Here is a 17,834-nt window from a genome sequence, read left to right as displayed (position 1 = left end):
GAGGAGACAAGATGTCCGTGACGTTTGAGACGTTGGAGTATGAGATCGGCGGCGTGAAGACCGTGGTGAAGGCCATCGGTAGCGGCAAGCCCGTGCTGTTCCTGCATGGGGCCGCCACGCTGGAGGGGTTTGATTTTGCCGCCGGACTGGCCGACCGCTTTCGCGTGCTGCTACCCAGCCATCCGGGCATGGGGTTTTCCGGCCCTGCCCCGCATGTGTCTGGCATGGCCGATCTGCTGGTGCATTACCTGAACCTGCTCGACGCGCTGGATTTGCCTGAAAAACCGCATCTGATGGGCTTTTCGATGGGCGGCTGGATGGCGACCGAACTCGCCGCCATCGCGCGCGAGCGGTTTGACCGCGTGGTGCTGGTCGCCCCTGCCGGGCTGAACGATCCGGCGCATCCGGCGACAGCACTGGGCGAGATCGCACCGCAGGATTTCCCCGGCTATCTGGCGCATGATCCGGCGGTCGCCCTGCCCTATTTCCCCGATGGATCGGACCCGGACTTTGCCACAGCCTTTGGCGCCGACCGTGCCCGCGAGGGCGAGGCGGTGGGCAGGCTGTGCGCGCCATTCGGCATGGGGCACCCGAACCTGCGCCGGATGCTGGCGCGGATCAGCAACCCGACACTCGTGGTCTGGGGCGACGAAGACCGCCTGCTGCCCGCCAGTCAGGCCCCGCTGTGGGTGGAGGCGTTGCCATCGGCAACCCTGCTGAGCGTGCCCGGCGCGGGCCATCTGGTGTTGCAGGAAAACCCCGGAACCCTGACCAAAATCGGCGATTTTCTCGCCGCCTGACCCGCACACCGGCGAGGCTCTCGCCGTCTTAACCCATTGTCTGAGGAGGAGACAGTCATGAACAAACCTATGAAGCACAGCTATTGGGGCGCTACCGTCGATTACACCGATGTCATGGCCCGGATCGCCGAAATCGGCCCCACGCTGGAGGCCAATGCCGCCGCCGATGAGGCTGCGGGCGAGCTGACGCCGGAAAGCTTCGCGCTGTTGCGTCCGCTGCGGATGTCGCACCTGATGGCGACCGAAGAGCTGGGCGGCGCGCAGATGCGCCCGACCGAGGTGCTGCAACTGCTGGAGGCGGTCACCTGGTGGTCAGGCTCGGCAGGCTGGGTGTCGATGGTGCATTGCTGCATCGGCGCGATGTCGGCGGCGTTTTTGCCGGACTCGGCGGTGGAGCGGCTGTTTGCACCGGGCACGGAGAACCGGTTCTCGGGTCAGGGTGCGCCGCTGGGGATGTTGAAAAAGGTCGATGGCGGCTACAGCCTGACCGGAAAATGGTCTTATGGCTCGGGCTTTTCGCACGCCACCTGGTCGCATTCGGCCTGTTTCGTCGATGACGGCAGCGGCAAACCGGCCAAGGATGACGCGGGCAATGTCATCATCATGTGCGCCCATGCGCCGATCCCGGAACACAAACAGCTGGGCAACTGGGATGTGCTGGGGCTGAAAGGCACCGGCTCCATCGACTATGCGGCGGACGATGTGTTCATCGCCGAGGATCTGGTGTTCCCGATCCTGACCGCGCCGCCGCAGCGGTTGAAAGAGCTGTTCAGTCTGGGCATCGTCGGGCTGGCGGCCATCGGCCATACCGGCTGGGCCATGGGGGCCGGGCGGCGGATGCTGGACGAGATCGCCGGGTTTGCCCGGTCGAAATCGGGTCGCGCCGGGCTGCTGGGCGAGAGCGAGAAGTTCTGGCATGACTATGGCCGCGCCGAGGCCAGCTATCGCGCCGCCCGCGCCTTTGTGATGGAGGTCTGGGGTGACATTGAGGCCACCGCCGAGGCGGGCCAGCAGATGACCACACGCCAGATCAGCCTGGTCCACCTGGCCAAGGCGCAGATTCACGAGGCCGGAGTCGAGGTGTGCAACTTTGCCTATCGTGCGTCTGGCGGGGCTGGGCTGCGGGCTGGCGTCATTCAGCGGACGTTCCGCGACATGATGGTGGCGGCGAACCACTTCACCATCGCGCCGTCGATTGTCACCTCGGCCGGGCGTGAGCTTGGCGGGCAATGGACTGACCGCAGCTGGCAGTTCTACGATCTGATCGAGAAAAAGTAAGCCAAGGCCCGCTGGCCGGTTGCGGCTGGCCAGCGGGATTACAGGAGTGATGCTGATGACCGCCCCCGCCCTTTCTGATGCCTTTCGTGAGGCGTTTCGTTGCCACCCTGCCGGGGTGGCGGTGATCACCGCTGATCCGGGCGGGACCCCGGTGGCGATGACCGTGTCATCGCTGATCTCGGTCAGTGGCGCGCCGCCCACTGTGGCGTTCTCACTGTCGTCACGGTCGGGATCTACGGCGGCAGTGCTGACGGCGGGGACGGTGGTGATTCACCTGCTGCGCTATGCCGATCTGGAGCTGGCGCTGCTGGGGGCGACGCCCGGCGCGGACCGGTTCGGCGCGGCGGCCCCGTGGGCGCGGCTGGCCAGTGGCGAGCCGCGCTATACGGCGGTGGCGACATGGTTCCGCGCCCGCATCATCGGCACCTTGCCGGTCGAGGGCGCAACGCTTGTGACCGCCGAACTGCTGGAGGGCGATTGCGGCACACCGCCCGGCGCACCGGAGCTGGAATCGCTGATCTATCTGGACCGGCGCTGGCACCGCTTGCGCGAAACCGCAGACGGCTCGGCCAGCCTGACGCTGATGGATGAAGATTACCGCGATGTCTTTCGCTGACCCGCCTGCCGATTTCGGCAGCTATGATGTGGTGATCGTGGGGGCCGGGTCGTCGGGCTGTGTGCTGGCCAACCGGCTGTCTGCCGACCCAACCCGCCGGGTGCTGCTGATCGAGGCCGGGGGCAGCGACAATCACCCTTGGGTGCATATTCCGGTCGGCTATCTGTTTGCCATCGGGAACCCAAGGCTGGACTGGGGCTTTCGCACCGAGCCCGTACCGGGGCTGAACGGGCGCAGCCTGCTCTATCCGCGCGGCAAGGTGCTGGGCGGATGTTCGTCGATCAACGGCATGATCTACATGCGCGGTCAGGCGCAGGATTATGACCTGTGGCGCGATCTGGGCAATCCGGGCTGGGGCTGGGCCGATGTGCTGCCGCTGTTCCGCCGCTCGGAACGGCATTTCGGCGCGGCGGATGACCATCACGCCACCGATGGCGAATTGCGGGTGGAACAGCAGCGGTTGCACTGGCCAATACTGGACGAGGTGGCACAGGCGGCGCAAGCCATGGGCATCCCCGCCAGTGCCGATTTCAACGCCGGTGACAACGAAGGCGTGGGGTATTTCCCGGTCAACCAGCGGCGCGGCCTGCGGTGGAATGCGCGCAAGGCGTTTCTGGACCCGGCCCGGCGGCGGCCCAACCTGCGCATCGTGACCGGCGCGCAGGTGCTGCGTCTGGTGTTGGACGGGCGGCGGGTGACCGGCGCGGTGTTCCGCGACCGCAAGGGCCTGCATCAGGTGCGCGCCGGGCAAGAGGTGGTGCTCTGTGCCGGGGCCATCGGCACGCCGCAGATTCTGGAGCTGTCGGGCATCGGCCGCCCGGATGTGCTGGGCACGATTGGCGTGCCGGTCTGCCATGCCCTGCCCGGCGTGGGGGAAAACCTGCAAGACCATCTGCAGCTGCGCACGGTGTTTGCCATCTCGGGCGCGCGCACGCTCAACGACCGGGCGGGCAGCCTGTGGGGCAAGGCGGGGATCGCGCTGCAATATGCGCTGACGCAATCGGGGCCGATGGCTATGGCGCCGAGCCAGCTGGGGATCTTTACCCGCTCTGGCCCGGACCACGACCGCGCCAATATCGAGTATCATGTGCAGCCGCTGTCGCTCGATGCCTTTGGCCAGCCGCTGCACAAGACGCCCGCGCTGACGGTGTCGGTCTGCAACCTGCGCCCGACCTCGACCGGGTCGAGCCATGCGGTCAGTGCCGACCCTGCTGCGCCACCGGCTATCCAGCCGAACTATCTGGCCACCGAGGCGGATCGCAAGGTGGCCGCCGACAGCATCCGCCATGCCCGCCGGTTGATGGCCACGCCGCATCTGGCGCGCTTTGCCCCGGTGGAGCTGAAGCCCGGTCCGGGGGCGGAGGATGATGCCAATCTGGCGCGGCTGGCGGCGGAGATCGGGACCACGATCTTTCACCCGGTCGGCACGGCACGGATGGGGGATGATCCGCTGGCCGTCACCGATGCGCGCTTGCAGGTGCGGGGGCTGGCCGGGCTGCGGATCGCCGATTGCTCGGTCATGCCGCGCATCGTCAGCGGCAACACCCATGCGCCTGCGGTGATGATCGGGGAAAAGGCGGCAGAGCTAATTATTGCGGGTTAGGCCGCATGTTCATACCGAAACGTGATATTGAGACGCAGCCATCCGATCATCTTCGTCTGGCAGTGCGGCTAACCTGTCCCGAGGGAAACCCCGCCGGACAGCGGGGGGAGTGAGGCAGTATGGCGATCTTGTCCTTGCAGGGCGCGTCCAAGAGCTTTGGCGCGCTGAAGGTGACTGACGATGTCAGTTTCGACCTTGCCCCCGGCGAGGCGCTGGGGATCATCGGGCCGAACGGGGCCGGAAAATCGACGCTGTTCAACCTGATCACCGGCAATCTGCGCCCCGACGCGGGGCGGGTGATGCTGGATGAGCGTGACATCACCGCCGAGACTCCGATGCAGCGCTGTGCCAGTGGCATCGGGCGCTCGTTTCAGATTCCGCAGCCGTTTGATCATCTGACGGTCTATGAAAACCTGCTGGTTGCAGCGCGATTTGGCGGTGGCCTGAGCGGTGCGGCGGCGCCTGCGGTGTGCATGGACATTCTGCAGCGCACTGGCCTGTCGGCGCTGGCCGACCGCAAGGCGGGGGGATTGCCGCTGCTGAACCGCAAACGGCTGGAGCTGGCGCGGGCGCTGGCGACCCGGCCCCGGGTGATCCTGCTCGATGAGATTGCGGGCGGGCTGACAGATGCCGAATGTGTCGATCTGGTCGCCACCATCCGCGCTATCCATGCCGAGGGCACCGCGATCATCTGGATTGAACATGTGCTGCATGCGCTGACATCGGTGGTGACCCGGCTGATCGCGCTGAACTTTGGCCGGGTGCTGATGTCGGGCACGCCGGAGGAGGTGATGGCCTCGCCTCAGGTGCAGGAGATCTATCTGGGGATCGAAGCATGAGCGCGTTTCTGGAGATTGAGGGCCTGACCGCGCATTATGGGGATTTCAAGGCGCTGTTCGGGGTCGATCTGACACTGGATCAGGGCCAGACCCTTGCCATCATCGGAGCGAATGGCGCAGGCAAGACCACGTTGATGCGCGCGATCACCGGCATTGCGCGCGTGACCGGCGGCAGTATCCGGCTGGCGGGGCGCGATATTGCCCGCCTGCCCGCGCCGGATATTCTGACCGCTGGCATCGCCATGGTGCCCGAGGGCCGCCGCCTGTTTCCCAGCCTGACGGTCGAAGAAAACCTGCAGATCGGGGCCCATGCCCGCAAAGGCAGCGGGTTCTGGACGCTGGAGCGGATTTACACGCTGTTTCCCATATTGCGCGAGCGTCGCACGCAGCCCGGCACCGCGCTGTCGGGCGGGCAGCAGCAGATGGTGGCCATCGGGCGGGCGCTGATGTCAAACCCGACGGTGCTGCTCTGTGACGAGCTGAGCCTTGGGCTGGCCCCGGTGGTGATCCGCGAAATCTACGCCGCCTTTCCCACCATCCGGCAAAGCGGCACCGCGATTGTGGTGGTGGAGCAGGATATCGGGCAGGCGCTGAAGGTGGCCGATCATGTGCATTGCATGATGGAGGGGCGGATCACCCTGTCGGGCCGCCCGCAGGATCTGAGCCGCGCGGCGATTCATGACGCATATTTCGGAGTGAACCACGCATGATCTGGCTGGATACGCTGGTACAAGGGGTGATGCTGGGCGGGCTTTACGCGCTGTTTGCGGCGGGGCTGAGTCTGGTGTTCGGGATCATGCGGCTGGTCAATCTGGCGCATGGCGATCTGATCGTGCTGGGGGCCTATCTGATCCTGGGGATCGGCACCGCAACGGGGCTGAACCCGTTTCTGGCGGCGGCGCTCGCTCTGCCGGTGATGTTCGCGTTTGGCTGGCTGTTGCAGACCGCGCTGCTGAACCGGGTGCTGGGCGATGACATACTGCCGCCGCTACTGGTGACCTTTGGCCTGTCGGTGGTGATCCAGAACGTGCTGTTGCAAAGCATGACCGCCGACAGCCGCAAGCTGCCTGTGGGGCCGGTCGAGAGCGCCTCGCTGCCGCTGGGGCCGGTGACGGTGGGGGTGATGCCGCTGCTGACCTTTGGCTCGGCCATTGTGGTCATTCTGGCGCTGAACTGGCTGTTTTATCACACCGCATTGGGCCGGGCGTTTCGCGCCACGTCGGATGATCCGGTCACGGCGCAGCTGATGGGCATCCGCCCGCGCCGGATTTTCGCCATCGCCACCGGCATTGCGCTGGTGGTGGCCACGATTGCCGCCCTGTATCTGGGCGCGCGGGCGAATTTTGACCCGTCGATTGGCCCGGCGCGGCTGCTCTACGCTTTTGAGGCCGTGATCATCGGCGGCTTGGGCAGCCTGTGGGGCACGCTGGCAGGCGGCATGGTGATTGGCGTGGCACAGGCCTTTGGCGCGGCGCTGAACCCGGAATGGCAGATACTGGCCGGACATATCGCCTTTGTGGCGGTGCTGCTGGTACGGCCGCGCGGGTTGTTTCCGCGCGCGAATGACTGAGGGGCAGCGATGAGAACGCTTGTGACACTCGCGATCGGTCTGGTGCTGTTGACGGCGATGGCGCTGGTTCCGGTGCTTGGCCCGCGCATTCTGGTGCAGGATCTGTTCAAGGTGCTGTGCCTGCTGGTGCTGGCGCTGAACTGGAACCTGCTGGCGGGGTTTGCCGGGCTGGTGTCGGTCGGGCAGCAGGCCTTTGTCGGGGTCGGGGCCTATGTGATGTTTGCCACCACCATCCTGTGGGGCATGGACCCGCTGGCGGGGGTGCTGATCGGTGGCGTGGTGGCGATGGCGCTGTCGGTTCCGGTCGCGTTTTTCGCCTTTCGCCTGAACGGCGCGTATTTTGCCATCGGCACCTGGGCGGTGGCCGATATTGCGCGGCTGTCGTTTGGCCAGTGGCGCGCGCTTGGCGGCGGCACCGGCACCGCGTTGCCGCGCGATGCCACGCGCGAGATGCTGGGCGTGGGCGCCGTGCGCGATCTGCTGGGCGTGTCGCCTGCGGCGGCGATTGATGCGGTGACCTATTGGCTGGCGCTGGCATTGGCGGCGGTGATGCTGCTGGCGTGCTGGCTGTTCCTGCGCTCGCGCATGGGGCTGGGCTTGCAGGCGGTGCGCGACAACCCGGTGGCCGCGCAATCGGTGGGCGTAGACCCGACCCGGCTCAAGGCGCTGGTGTTTCTGCTGACGGCCTTTGCCACCGGATTGTGCGGCGCGCTGTTGTTCATCCAGACCGGGCGCATCACCCCGGATGCGGCGTTTTCGGTCATCGACTGGACGGCCTTTGTCATCTTTATCGTCGTGATCGGCGGCATCGGCACCCTGCCCGGCCCGATTGTCGGCGTGCTGGTGTTTTACGCGCTGCAACAACTGCTGGCCGATTACGGCACGGTTTATCTGATTGCACTGGGGCTGATCGGTATCGCGATCATGCTGTTTGCGCGGCGCGGGCTGTGGGGCGGGCTGATCCACCGGATCGGCTACGACCCCCTGCCCTTGGGCCATGCCGCGCCAAGGCCCCCCCACCCTACCCAGGAGGAACGACCATGAGCTATTTTTCCGAAGCCAATTCTGCCGAAACGGTCAACGGCCGCATGGGCGATCAGACTGATCCGCGGTTGGCGACCGTGATGACCAGTCTGGTGCGGCATCTGCATGATTTCATAAAGGATGTCGGCCTGACGCAGGAGGAGTGGGAGTATGGCATCGGCTTTCTGACCCGCACCGGCCAGATCTGTTCCGGCGAGCGGCAGGAATTCATTCTGCTGTCGGACACGCTGGGGGTGTCGATGCTGGTCGATGCGATCAACAACCGCCGCCCGGAACCTGCAACGGAAAACACCGTCTTTGGCCCGTTCCACGTGGCGGATGCGCCGATCCGGGCGATGGGGGAGAACATCAGCCTTGATGGCAAGGGCGAGCCCTGCCTGTTCGAGGGGCGGGTGCTGGATCTGGATGGCAAACCGATCGAGGGCGCGACGGTGGATGTCTGGTCCGACAATGCCGACGGGTTCTATGATGTGCAGCAGCCGGGCATTCAGCCGAAGTGGAACAACCGGGGCCGGTTCATCACCGGGGCCGACGGGGTCTATGCGTTTCGCGGCATCAAGCCGGTCAGCTATCCGATACCCGATGATGGCCCGGTGGGGCAGATGCTGGGCCAACTGGGCCGCCACCCGTACCGGCCCGCGCATATGCATTACCTGATCACCGCCCCCGGTTATCAGAAGCTGGTGACCCACACCTTTGTCGGCGGCGATGACTATCTGACTTCGGATGCGGTGTTCGGGGTCAAGGATACGCTGATCGCCCCCTATGAGCGGGTTGAGGGCGGTGACACGCTCTGGCGGTCACCGTTTGATTTCATTCTGGTCCCGAACTGACCCCGCCATGCCCAATGTAAAGCTTTTTGTGGATGAAACGCAGTATCGGACCGCCGGACCCGGCATTGCCGCCCTGCTGCCGGGCCTGCGCGACATGCTGTGCGAGGCGCTGTCGGTCGGGCATGCCGCCTGTCAGATCGCGGTGATCCCGGTGCTGGGCCTGCCCGACCAGCCGCAGATCAATGCCGAATTGCATGTGCTGCCGCATCGGGAGCGGACACCTGCGCTGCTGCGGCAGATGGCGTATGACTTGCGCGCCCATCTGCACGGCGCGACGGGGCTGACAGTTGCGGTGCGGATCGCGTCACTGGACCCAGAGACCTATATCACGCTGAAGTAAGGGTCAGCCACGCCGCCGGGTGACCTGCTGGTCATGGTCCATCCGGGCTTGCAGCCGCTGACATTCGGCCTGCAGAAAGGTGATGAACTGCGTGACTGCCGGTGGGCCCTGCCGGTCGGTCACGGTCAGCAGGCCAAGCTGGCGGTCGGGGTGGTCGATTTTCAGCGGCAATGCCTCCAGCGGGATGGTGCGGCGCGACATGAAGACGACGGAATACGGCAGCACGGTCAGCGCATCCGACCCGGCCAGAACCGACTGGATCGACGCCAGCATGCCGCCCGAGAAATTCACCCGGAAATCTTCCTGCCCGATGGATTTCAGCGCGCGCAAGAGGTCGCGGTAGAGCGGGCTGTTCTGCGGCGGCGCAATCCAGGCATAGGGCGCGATATCGGCCAGCGTGATCGCCCGCGCCCGGGTCAGCGGATGCCCGGCGCGGCAGGCAATCACGTTATTGCCCGACAAAAGCGGCGTAAACTCCATATCCTGCGGCACCTGACTGGGGTGCAGCGGCAGGATCGCCAGATCCAGCCCGCCATTGCGCAACCCGGTTTCCAGCGTGTCCAGATAGCCATAGCTTTGGTCGATCTGCACATCTGCATGGCGCGACTGAAATTCGGCCACCATGCTGGCCACCACCCCATCCATGAAGATCGGCGAGGCCCCCACCCGCAGCCGCCCCGCCAGCCCCTGCCGGAAGCGGCGCACCAGCAGGCTGGCCTCTTGATTGGCGGCACGGATGCGCGCACCCAGCCGGGCAAGACTGGCCCCCAGCTCGGTCGGGCGCAGCGGGCGGCGACCCGGCTCGAACAGCGGCATGCCGATCCGGTCTTCGAGCAGCGCCATGCTGCGCGACACCGAGGGCTGTGATTTGCCGAGCACCTCTGCACCCTCGGTCAATCCGCCCTTTTCGACGATGGCCGCCAGAATCTCCAGATGTTCGCTGTCTATCTTCATAGCAATAGGCGATATTACATCGACATCATCCGATCAATATTTCTCTGGGGCCGGGCTAGGGTTCTGCCAGACTGACGAAGGGGAGGAATCCGATGTCCTTTTTCCGCGAAGACTTTACCGCGCGAAGTGCGGCGGTGCGTGTGCGCTTTGGCGCGGGCATCCGGTCGGCTGTTGCCGAAGAGATGGAGGCGCTTGGCGTCAGCCGTGCCCTGATCCTCACCACGCCGCAGCAAGCCGATATGGCGGATGAATTTGCCGGATATTGCGGCAGCCGGGCGGTGGGCCGCTTTACCGGGGCCACGATGCACACGCCGGTGGACGTATCGGAACAGGCGACGGAGCTGGCGCGCAAACTGGGTGCGGATGTGGTGATCTCGGTCGGCGGCGGGTCGACCACGGGGTTGGGCAAGGCGATTGCGCTGCGCACCGACCTGCCCCAGATCGTGGTGCCCACGACCTATGCCGGGTCCGAGGCGACGGGAATTCTGGGCCAGACCGAGAATGGCGTGAAAACCACGCTGACCAGCGCGAAAGTGCAGCCCGAGGTCATTCTTTACGATGCCGAACTGGTGACCAGCCTGCCGGTGGCGATGACGGTCGCCTCGGCACTGAATGCCATGGCCCATGCCGCTGAGGGGCTTTATGCCCGCGACCGCTCGCCAATTTCCTCGCTGATGGCGGTCGAGGGGCTGCGGGCGTTCCGCGACGCCTTGCCAAAGGTGATTGCCGCGCCCGGCAATGTGGGCGCACGGGGCGAGACGCTGTACGGGGCCTGGCTGTGCGGCACGGTGCTGGGTCAGGTGGGCATGGCGCTGCATCACAAGCTGTGCCACACCCTTGGCGGCAGCTTTGATCTGCCCCATGCCGAGACCCATGCCATCATCCTGCCGCATGCCATCGCCTTTAACGATCATGCCGTGCCCGATCTTCTGGCCCCGCTGGGTGAGTTGTTCGGGATGGCCCCCGGCCCCGGCCTGTGGCACTTTGCCAAAGCCGCCGGCGCGCCGATGGCGCTGCGTGATCTGGGGCTGGCCGAGGCGGACCTGGACCGCGCCGCAGATCTTGCGACCGCCAATCCCTATTGGAACCCCCGCCCCGTCACCCGTGACGGTGTCCGCCAGCTGTTGCAGGCGGCCTGGGCGGGGGATTGCCCCGACGCCTGACTTGCCACGCGGATCACCGCCGCGCCTTGGCCGAATTTCTGGGAGGACCTTCATGCCTGACATTACCACCGACGTTCTGATCATCGGCACCGGCCCCGCCGGTTCGGCCACAGCCGCGCTGCTGTCGAGCTATGGCATCGCGAACATGGCGATCAACCGCTATCGCTGGCTGGCCAATACCCCGCGCGCGCATATCACCAACCAGCGCGCGATGGAGGTGTTGCGCGATCTGGGCCGCGATGTCGAGGACGAGGCCTATATGTTCGCCACCCATCAGGATCTGATGGGCGAGAACATCTTTTGCGAAAGCCTTGCGGGCGAGGAAATTGGCCGGATGAAGGCCTGGGGCAACCACCCGCTGAGCCGCGCCGAACATCTGATGTCATCGCCGACCAAGATGAACGATCTGCCGCAGACCTTTATGGAGCCGCTGCTGTTCAAGACCGCCTGTCAGCGCGGCACACAGGCGCGGATGTCGACTGAATATCTGCGCCACGCGCAGGATGGCGACGGCGTCACCACCACCTGTCTTGACCGGCTGACCGGCAAGGAACTGACGATCCGCTCGAAATATCTGATCGGGGCGGATGGCGGCAAATCGCTGGTGGCCGAACATGCCGGGCTGCCGTTTGAGGGCAAGATGGCGGTCGGCGGGTCGATGAACATCCTGTTCCGTGCCGACCTGTCCAAATACGTCGCCCACCGGCCCAGCGTGCTGTATTGGGTGATGCAGCCGGGTGCGGATGTTGGCGGCATCGGCATGGGGCTGGTGCGGATGGTGCGGCCGTGGAACGAATGGCTGATCGTCTGGGGCTATGACATCAACGGGCCGGAGCCTGAGGTGACCCCCGAATTTGCCACCGGTGTTGCCCGCCAGCTGATCGGCGACCCGGAGCTGGAGATCGAGCTGTTGTCGGCCAATATCTGGACGGTGAACAACTATTACGCCACCAAGACCTCGAACGGCCGGGTGTTCTGCATGGGCGATGCGATTCACCGGCATCCGCCGTCCAACGGGCTTGGCTCCAACACCTCGATTCAGGATGCGTTCAATCTGGCGTGGAAGCTGGCGATGGTGCTGAAGGGTCAGGCGGGCGCGCAGCTGCTGGACAGCTATGATGCCGAGCGCGCGCCGATTGCCAAACAGATCGTGACCCGCGCCAACCAGTCGATTGGCGAAACCGGCCCGATTTTCAAGGCATTGGGGATGGCCGAAGGCGTGGACCCGGCGCAGATGCAGAAAAACCTGCAAGCCCGGACCGAAGGCACGCCCGAGGCCGAGGCGCAGCGCGAGGCGATCCGCAAGGCGATTGCGTTCAAGAAATACGAATTTGACGCCCACGGGATCGAGATGAACCAGCGCTACCGCTCGGGTGCGGTGGTGACGGATGGTCAGATCGAACCGGCGTTTCAGCTGGATGCCGATCTGCATTACCAGCCGACAACATGGCCCGGCGCGCGTGTGCCACATGCCTGGGTCTATAATCATGCCACCGGGGCCGAAGTCTCGACACTTGATCTCTGCGGGCATGGCCGGTTCACCCTGCTGACCGGGCTGGGCGGCGAGCCTTGGACCAAGGCGGCGGCACAGGTCGCGGCGGAGCTGGGAATCGAGCTTGCCATTCAGGTCATCGGCCCGCGTCAGGCCCATGTCGATCACAGCGGCGAATGGGCACGACTTTCGGAAATTCAGGACAGTGGCTGTCTGCTGGTGCGGCCTGACCATCATATCTGCTGGCGGGCAACCGAGCTGAGTGCCAACCCGATGGCCGACCTTGGCCGGGCGCTGCGTGCTGTACTGGCACGCTAAGCGGGCGGCATTGCAACTGCCTGTGGTGATCCGGGCCTGCTAAGTGTCAGCAGGCCCGGAAAATATTCAGCGGACCAGCACCACCGGGACCTTGCAGGTGCGCAGCATTTCGGTGGTGGTCGAGCCGATAACCAGCGAGCGGATGCGCGAATGGCCATACGCGCCCATCACCAGCATGTCGTAGCCTTCAGCCTCGACCAGCTTGCCAAGCGCGGTTTCGGGCTGGCCTTCGACGATTGCCGTCTGGGACGCGATTCCGGCGGCGCGCAGCATGGCGCTGGCGTTTTCCAGCCCCTTTTTCAGCTCTGCCGAAGGGGTGCCAACCGTTGCCACAGTCACCTGCAGCCCCGCAAACAGCGGTGAACGCGCGATGTGATCGACCGCTCTCACCGCTGAGGTGCCGCCGTCATAGGCCACCAGCACCTTTTGAACCGGCCTGAACGCGCGGGAGGCGACGAACACCGGCTTGTGGCTGGCGCGCACGATGCGTTCTAGGTTGGAGCCAAGGTGGCCCTTGGCGAAATCCGCCGCCTCGCCGCGTTTGCCGATCAGGATCAGGCTGGCATCCTTTTCGACTTCACCCACAGTTTCCACAATATCACCATGGCGCAGGCGGGTGGTGATCTCTGTGACCCCGGCACGGGTCAGAATGGCGTGGGCATCCTCCAGAATCGCCCTGCCCCGGTGCGCCACCAATTTGGACCGTTGCGCGTCGAGTTCGGCCAGTTCCTCCATCAGCGCGGTGCGCGCGCCAAGGGCGAGCGCGCCGGACAGGTCGTGTTTCTCGGCTCCTTCGCGGCGGCCCAGAACGTGCAGCAGTTCGACAGCGGACCCGGTGCGCCCGGCGATCCATGCGGCGTGGTCGCAGACCGATGCCGAATAGGTCGAGCCGTCAACCAGTGCGATGATTTTCTGTGTCATATCCGCCCCCCTTAATGTGCCATCAGCTTGTCCATCGCGCCCGGCTTGTCATGGATGGCAAGCTTGTCAACGATGGTTTCGGATGCCTGATTCATGCCGACAATCTCGACCTCGGCCCCGTCACGGCGGAATTTCAGCACCGCCATGTCCAGCGCCTGCACCGATGAGATGTCCCAGATATGGGCGCCCGACACGTCGATGATCACCCGCTCCAGCGCTTCCTTGAAGTCAAAGGCGTTCATGAAATCCTCGACCGAGGCATAGAACATCTGACCCTCGACCTTGTAGGTGCGCACGCGGCCATCCGGCGTGATGCTGGTGGTGATGCGGAACAGCTGCGAGATCTTGCCGGCAAAGAAGATGCCCGACAGCAGCACACCCAAGAGCACACCAATCGCGAGGTTGTGGGTGTAGACCACGGCGATGACCGTGGCGAGCATCACGATGGACGACGATTTCGGATGCGTTTTCAGCGCCTTGACCGACGACCATGAAAAGGTGCCGATGCTGACCATGATCATGATGGCGACCAGCGCGGGCATCGGGATCTGGCTGACCCAATCGCCCAGGCCAACGCAGAAGATCAGCAACAGCACCCCGGCGGCAAAGCAGGACAACCGCCCGCGCCCGCCGGATTTCACGTTGATCATGCTTTGCCCGATCATCGCACAGCCCGCCATGCCGCCGATAAAGCCGGTGGCGGTGTTGGCGATGCCTTGCCCCACGCACTCCTGATTGCGGCTGGATCTGGTGTCGGTCAGATCATCGACCAGACTTTGCGTCATCAGGCTTTCCAGCAGGCCCACGACCGCAACAGCGAGAGCGTAGGGAAAGATGATCTGCAGTGTTTCAAGATTAAGCGGAATGTCGGGGATCAGGAACACCGGCAGCGTATCGGGCAGCGCCCCCATATCGCCCACGGTGCGCACATCCCAGCCAAAGAACAGGGTCAGCGCGGTCAGCACAATAATGGTGACCAAGGGCGACGGAACCGCCTTGGTGATATAGGGAAACAGGTAGATGATCGCCAGACCGGCGGCGACCAGCGCATAGGTCAGCCATGTCACGCGGGAGGGATCAAGTTCGGGCAGTTGCGCCATGAAAATCAGGATCGCCAGCGCGTTGACAAAGCCGGTCATCACCGATTTTGACACGTAGCGCATGACAAAGCCCAGCCGCAGCAGGCCCATGCCGATCTGCAACAGCCCGGCCAGCACGGTGGCGGCCAGCAGGTATTGCAGCCCGTGATCCTTGACCAATGTGACCATCAGCACCGCCGTCGCAGCGGTGGCGGCAGAGATCATGCCGGGCCGTCCGCCGACAAAGGCGATCAGGACAGCGATGGAAAAGCTGGCGTAAAGCCCCACCTTGGGGTCAACGCCGGCGATGATGGAAAAGGCAATCGCCTCGGGGATCAGGGCAAGGGCCACAACAAGGCCCGACAAAAGGTCGGCCCTGACGTTGCCGAACCACTGGTCGCGGTATGCATCGAGAGAAATCATAGGTGTTTTGTTCCGTTCCAGACCGATGCGACCAATCGCGTCGCACCGATGTTCATTCAGGGTCTGTGAGACGTTGTCCGGCGGATCGGCGGCCGGAAGAGCCAGCCGGGGGTCGCACCCGGCTCCATGTTCGCTGCGTTGGCCTTAGCGGCTTTTCACCGCATTGCCAACCCGCCCGCCCGCCTGTGCAGGCCGGGCGTGACGGATCAGGCGTGAGACTGGCACTCAGGACATAGGGTTCCTGAAAGGTCAGGCAAAGGCCGGACGTGCCCCGCAGGCGTCAGCCGTGATCGGGCACCTTGCCCGAGGGGGCGAGATAAGGGCGGGTCACATCGTCCAGCCGCAGGTTCACCGCCTCCACCTCGATCGCAATGGCGCCGTCACCGGCCAGGGTTAGCGTCAGCGTGCCCATGCCATCTGCTCCGGGCGTGAAGTCCAGCGTCAGGATCGACAGCACGGTGTCACGATCCGTCCGGTCGATGCCAGAGCTGCGCAGGCGCAGCACATCGTCAACCACCAACAGGCTGCGCACCCGCTCATACGGGCGCTTTGCCGCTTCTGCGGCGACGCGGTCTTCCCAGCGGAAGCGGTTGACCAAAAGCGCAAAGCGCCGGGCCTTTGGATCAAAGCGCATTTCGGTGATCGGGAACACCGCATCCTGCAGCAGGGCCGCGATGACCGGCAGATCACCCGCCTCCTGCGCAATCAGGCGCAGGGGGGCTTCGTCGCCGTCTTCAAACCGGGCGTCTGTCATGGCCGGTCACTGATCCGTTCAATTTTTGCACCGCAAGCCGAGAGCTTTTCCTCGACCCTCTCATAGCCGCGGTCCAGATGATAGACCCGGCTGACCACGGTTTCACCTTCAGCGGCCAGACCGGCCAGAATCAGGCTGACCGAGGCGCGCAGATCGGTGGCCATCACCGGCGCACCCTTCAGTTTGTCGACCCCGGTGACGGTGGCCGTGCCGCCATGAACGTCGATCTTTGCGCCCATCCGGATCAGTTCCGGCGCGTGCATGAAGCGATTCTCAAAGATCTTTTCTTCCAGAACGCTGGTGCCATCAGCGGTGCACAAGAGCGCCATCATCTGCGCCTGCAGATCGGTGGGGAAGCCGGGGAAAGGTTCGGTGGTGACATTCACCGCCGACACCCGACCATTCTTGCGGCTTACCTTCAGCCCGCGTTCTGTCTCCGTCACCGAAACCCCGGCCTGATCCAGCTTTTCGGCAAAAGCGCCGACAAGTTCCAGCTTGCCACCCAGACATTCCACCTCGCCGCCGCAGATCGCGGGGGCCAGCATATAGGTGCCCAGCTCGATCCGGTCGGTCACAACCGGATGCGTCGCGCCATGCAGGCGGTCAACGCCCTGAATGGTGAGCGTGCTGGTGCCCTCGCCGTCAATCTGCGCGCCCATCTTGCGCAGGCAGCGGGCCAGATCGACAATCTCCGGCTCGCGCGCGGCGTTTTTCAGAACCGTGGTGCCCTTGGCCAGCGTGGCCGCCAGCAGCGCGTTTTCGGTGGCCCCGACCGAGACAAAGGGGAATTCGAACACCGCACCCCGCAGCCGCCCGCCGGTGGCCTTGGCGTGCACATAGCCGTCGCGCAGGTCCAGCTCCGCGCCCATCGCCTCCAGCGCCTTGAGGTGAAGGTCTACGGGACGCGCGCCGATGGCACAGCCGCCGGGCAACGAGACGATGGCATGACCATCGCGCGCCAGCATCGGGCCCAGCACCAGAATCGAGGCGCGCATCTTGCGCACGATGTCATAATCGGCGGTGTGGTTGTCGATCCGGTGGCTCGACATCGCCAGCACGAGGCCATCCTGCAGGCTGGCCACCTCGGCCCCCAGCGATTCCAGCAGCTGGGTCATGGTGCGGATGTCAGACAGACGCGGCGCATTGGTCAGCGTCAGCGGCTCTTCGGACAGCAGCGTGGCCGGCATCAGCGTGAGGCACGCGTTCTTGGCCCCCGCAATCGGGATCACCCCGTTCAGCGCGCCATTGCCCTTGACCAGAATCGAATCCATGCCCTGCCCTACTCTCTCTCTGTGCCAGGGCTTGCGCCCGGCTGTTCTTGTGCGCCGGAGCTTGCGTCCGGCTGTATATCGGTGCCGGACTTCACATCCGGCTGTGGTTCGGTGCCGGAGTTCACATCCGGCAGGGTACAGGATTGCAGATCCGCAACATTTTTTTCAGCGCCACGCTGCTTTGCCTGTGCCTTGCGCCGGGCCATATTGGCCTTTAACGCCGCCTTGAGCCGCGCCTCGCGCAGCTCTGCAGCACGCGAGGGCGCCTTGTTACCTTGGGATTTCGCGATTTTGTCCGTCATCGCAGCCGCTATAGCGCAGCCCGCAGAATTGGTCCAGAGACGGCCAGAAAAGGGGCTTGCACCCCGTGACGTTTGCGTCTAATCACCCGCCACGCACTGACCGAACCGGTCGGAACGCGCAGATGCTGTGGTAGCTCAGTGGTAGAGCACTCCCTTGGTAAGGGGCGGCTCTACCGGGCGACGGCGCTGAAACTAAAGGGCTTTTCCAGAGCCCGCTTGACCCGGGGTAACGCC

General features: G+C 64.7%; 18 protein-coding genes and 1 other annotated feature. Of the genes, 12 read left to right on the top strand and 6 right to left on the bottom strand.

Annotated features, from left to right (window positions below):
* Window positions 1-11 precede the first annotated feature (11 nt).
* The 10 genes from D1012_RS10755 (at window position 12) to D1012_RS10710 (ending at window position 8,923) form a co-directional block, all read left to right on the top strand.
* Window positions 12-800 (top strand): alpha/beta fold hydrolase, encoded by a 789-nt coding sequence (locus tag D1012_RS10755; protein ID WP_118152010.1) that lies wholly within the window; start codon window positions 12-14, stop codon window positions 798-800.
* 57 nt (window positions 801-857) lie between these two features.
* Window positions 858-2,078, top strand: coding sequence for an acyl-CoA dehydrogenase family protein (locus D1012_RS10750; protein WP_118152008.1), 1,221 nt, complete (start codon window positions 858-860; stop codon window positions 2,076-2,078).
* Window positions 2,079-2,133: 55 nt separating this feature from the next.
* Window positions 2,134-2,694, top strand: a complete 561-nt coding sequence (locus D1012_RS10745) for a flavin reductase family protein (RefSeq protein WP_118152328.1) — start codon at window positions 2,134-2,136, stop codon at window positions 2,692-2,694.
* Window positions 2,681-4,297, top strand: a complete 1,617-nt coding sequence (locus tag D1012_RS10740) for a GMC family oxidoreductase (RefSeq protein WP_118152006.1) — start codon at window positions 2,681-2,683, stop codon at window positions 4,295-4,297. Before D1012_RS10745 ends, D1012_RS10740 begins: the two co-directional genes overlap by 14 nt.
* Before the next feature lie 119 nt (window positions 4,298-4,416).
* Window positions 4,417-5,136: an ABC transporter ATP-binding protein gene (locus D1012_RS10735; RefSeq protein ID WP_118152004.1), complete on the top strand. Its 720-nt coding sequence runs from the start codon at window positions 4,417-4,419 to the stop codon at window positions 5,134-5,136.
* Window positions 5,133-5,846: an ABC transporter ATP-binding protein gene (locus tag D1012_RS10730; RefSeq protein WP_118152002.1), complete on the top strand. Its 714-nt coding sequence runs from the start codon at window positions 5,133-5,135 to the stop codon at window positions 5,844-5,846. The genes D1012_RS10735 and D1012_RS10730 overlap by 4 nt, the downstream gene beginning before the upstream one ends.
* Window positions 5,843-6,706 (top strand): branched-chain amino acid ABC transporter permease, encoded by an 864-nt coding sequence (locus tag D1012_RS10725; RefSeq protein WP_118152000.1) that lies wholly within the window; start codon window positions 5,843-5,845, stop codon window positions 6,704-6,706. The genes D1012_RS10730 and D1012_RS10725 overlap by 4 nt, the downstream gene beginning before the upstream one ends.
* A gap of 9 nt (window positions 6,707-6,715) precedes the next feature.
* Window positions 6,716-7,750 carry a branched-chain amino acid ABC transporter permease gene (locus D1012_RS10720; RefSeq protein WP_118151998.1) on the top strand — a complete coding sequence of 345 codons (1,035 nt, stop codon included), beginning with the start codon at window positions 6,716-6,718 and terminating at the stop codon, window positions 7,748-7,750.
* Complete coding sequence (locus tag D1012_RS10715; RefSeq protein ID WP_118151996.1) at window positions 7,747-8,583, top strand: intradiol ring-cleavage dioxygenase; 837 nt, start codon at window positions 7,747-7,749, stop codon at window positions 8,581-8,583. The genes D1012_RS10720 and D1012_RS10715 overlap by 4 nt, the downstream gene beginning before the upstream one ends.
* Before the next feature lie 7 nt (window positions 8,584-8,590).
* Window positions 8,591-8,923 carry a hypothetical protein gene (locus D1012_RS10710; protein WP_118151994.1) on the top strand — a complete coding sequence of 111 codons (333 nt, stop codon included), beginning with the start codon at window positions 8,591-8,593 and terminating at the stop codon, window positions 8,921-8,923.
* 3 nt (window positions 8,924-8,926) lie between these two features.
* Here D1012_RS10710 and D1012_RS10705 read toward each other — a convergent pair whose 3' ends face one another.
* Window positions 8,927-9,877 (bottom strand): LysR family transcriptional regulator, encoded by a 951-nt coding sequence (locus tag D1012_RS10705; protein ID WP_118151992.1) that lies wholly within the window; start codon window positions 9,875-9,877, stop codon window positions 8,927-8,929.
* 92 nt (window positions 9,878-9,969) lie between these two features.
* Here D1012_RS10705 and D1012_RS10700 point away from each other — a divergent pair, with 92 nt between their 5' ends.
* Window positions 9,970-11,040 carry a maleylacetate reductase gene (locus D1012_RS10700; RefSeq protein ID WP_118151990.1) on the top strand — a complete coding sequence of 357 codons (1,071 nt, stop codon included), beginning with the start codon at window positions 9,970-9,972 and terminating at the stop codon, window positions 11,038-11,040.
* Window positions 11,041-11,092: 52 nt separating this feature from the next.
* Window positions 11,093-12,850, top strand: coding sequence for an FAD-dependent oxidoreductase (locus D1012_RS10695; protein ID WP_118151988.1), 1,758 nt, complete (start codon window positions 11,093-11,095; stop codon window positions 12,848-12,850).
* A gap of 66 nt (window positions 12,851-12,916) precedes the next feature.
* On the opposite strand, the gene D1012_RS10690 is transcribed toward D1012_RS10695, so the two are convergent.
* The 5 genes from D1012_RS10690 to D1012_RS10670 form a co-directional block, all read right to left on the bottom strand.
* The gene (locus D1012_RS10690; RefSeq protein WP_118151986.1) at window positions 12,917-13,771 is read right to left on the bottom strand and encodes a universal stress protein; all 855 of its coding nucleotides are present in this window, start codon (window positions 13,769-13,771) and stop codon (window positions 12,917-12,919) included.
* Between the two features lie 11 nt (window positions 13,772-13,782).
* Window positions 13,783-15,273, bottom strand: coding sequence for a SulP family inorganic anion transporter (locus D1012_RS10685; protein ID WP_118151984.1), 1,491 nt, complete (start codon window positions 15,271-15,273; stop codon window positions 13,783-13,785).
* A 71-nt stretch (window positions 15,274-15,344) separates the two neighbouring features.
* Window positions 15,345-15,402: a sequence feature (sul1 is cis-regulatory element that is thought to sense ions involved in sulfur or methionine metabolism; They are found in Alphaproteobacteria), on the bottom strand.
* A 151-nt stretch (window positions 15,403-15,553) separates the two neighbouring features.
* Window positions 15,554-16,027, bottom strand: a complete 474-nt coding sequence (locus tag D1012_RS10680; protein WP_118151982.1) for a DUF2948 family protein — start codon at window positions 16,025-16,027, stop codon at window positions 15,554-15,556.
* Window positions 16,024-17,298, bottom strand: a complete 1,275-nt coding sequence (murA, locus tag D1012_RS10675) for a UDP-N-acetylglucosamine 1-carboxyvinyltransferase (protein ID WP_118151980.1) — start codon at window positions 17,296-17,298, stop codon at window positions 16,024-16,026. The genes D1012_RS10680 and murA overlap by 4 nt, the downstream gene beginning before the upstream one ends.
* A gap of 8 nt (window positions 17,299-17,306) precedes the next feature.
* Complete coding sequence (locus D1012_RS10670; protein WP_118151978.1) at window positions 17,307-17,600, bottom strand: hypothetical protein; 294 nt, start codon at window positions 17,598-17,600, stop codon at window positions 17,307-17,309.
* Window positions 17,601-17,834 lie beyond the last annotated feature (234 nt).

It is taken from the genome of Pseudotabrizicola alkalilacus, assembly GCF_003443995.1.
Taxonomy (GTDB): domain Bacteria; phylum Pseudomonadota; class Alphaproteobacteria; order Rhodobacterales; family Rhodobacteraceae; genus Pseudotabrizicola; species Pseudotabrizicola alkalilacus.
Note: the sequence above shows the minus strand (reverse complement) of the source record. Positions and strands in the feature narration are given on the sequence as shown.

Bases quoted from the DNA above. Each gene is read 5' to 3' on its own strand.
- D1012_RS10710 (WP_118151994.1), top strand. From the start codon at position 8,591: ATGCCCAATGTAAAGCTTTTTGTGGATGAAACGCAGTATCGGACCGCC.
- D1012_RS10680 (WP_118151982.1), bottom strand. From the start codon at position 16,027: ATGACAGACGCCCGGTTTGAAGACGGCGACGAAGCCCCCCTGCGCCTG.
- D1012_RS10720 (WP_118151998.1), top strand. From the start codon at position 6,716: ATGAGAACGCTTGTGACACTCGCGATCGGTCTGGTGCTGTTGACGGCG.
- D1012_RS10705 (WP_118151992.1), bottom strand. From the start codon at position 9,877: ATGAAGATAGACAGCGAACATCTGGAGATTCTGGCGGCCATCGTCGAA.
- D1012_RS10740 (WP_118152006.1), top strand. From the start codon at position 2,681: ATGTCTTTCGCTGACCCGCCTGCCGATTTCGGCAGCTATGATGTGGTG.
- D1012_RS10715 (WP_118151996.1), top strand. From the start codon at position 7,747: ATGAGCTATTTTTCCGAAGCCAATTCTGCCGAAACGGTCAACGGCCGC.
- D1012_RS10755 (WP_118152010.1), top strand. From the start codon at position 12: ATGTCCGTGACGTTTGAGACGTTGGAGTATGAGATCGGCGGCGTGAAG.
- D1012_RS10670 (WP_118151978.1), bottom strand. From the start codon at position 17,600: ATGACGGACAAAATCGCGAAATCCCAAGGTAACAAGGCGCCCTCGCGT.
- D1012_RS10750 (WP_118152008.1), top strand. From the start codon at position 858: ATGAACAAACCTATGAAGCACAGCTATTGGGGCGCTACCGTCGATTAC.
- D1012_RS10730 (WP_118152002.1), top strand. From the start codon at position 5,133: ATGAGCGCGTTTCTGGAGATTGAGGGCCTGACCGCGCATTATGGGGAT.
- murA (WP_118151980.1), bottom strand. From the start codon at position 17,298: ATGGATTCGATTCTGGTCAAGGGCAATGGCGCGCTGAACGGGGTGATC.
- D1012_RS10745 (WP_118152328.1), top strand. From the start codon at position 2,134: ATGACCGCCCCCGCCCTTTCTGATGCCTTTCGTGAGGCGTTTCGTTGC.
- D1012_RS10695 (WP_118151988.1), top strand. From the start codon at position 11,093: ATGCCTGACATTACCACCGACGTTCTGATCATCGGCACCGGCCCCGCC.
- D1012_RS10685 (WP_118151984.1), bottom strand. From the start codon at position 15,273: ATGATTTCTCTCGATGCATACCGCGACCAGTGGTTCGGCAACGTCAGG.
- D1012_RS10725 (WP_118152000.1), top strand. From the start codon at position 5,843: ATGATCTGGCTGGATACGCTGGTACAAGGGGTGATGCTGGGCGGGCTT.
- D1012_RS10690 (WP_118151986.1), bottom strand. From the start codon at position 13,771: ATGACACAGAAAATCATCGCACTGGTTGACGGCTCGACCTATTCGGCA.
- D1012_RS10700 (WP_118151990.1), top strand. From the start codon at position 9,970: ATGTCCTTTTTCCGCGAAGACTTTACCGCGCGAAGTGCGGCGGTGCGT.
- D1012_RS10735 (WP_118152004.1), top strand. From the start codon at position 4,417: ATGGCGATCTTGTCCTTGCAGGGCGCGTCCAAGAGCTTTGGCGCGCTG.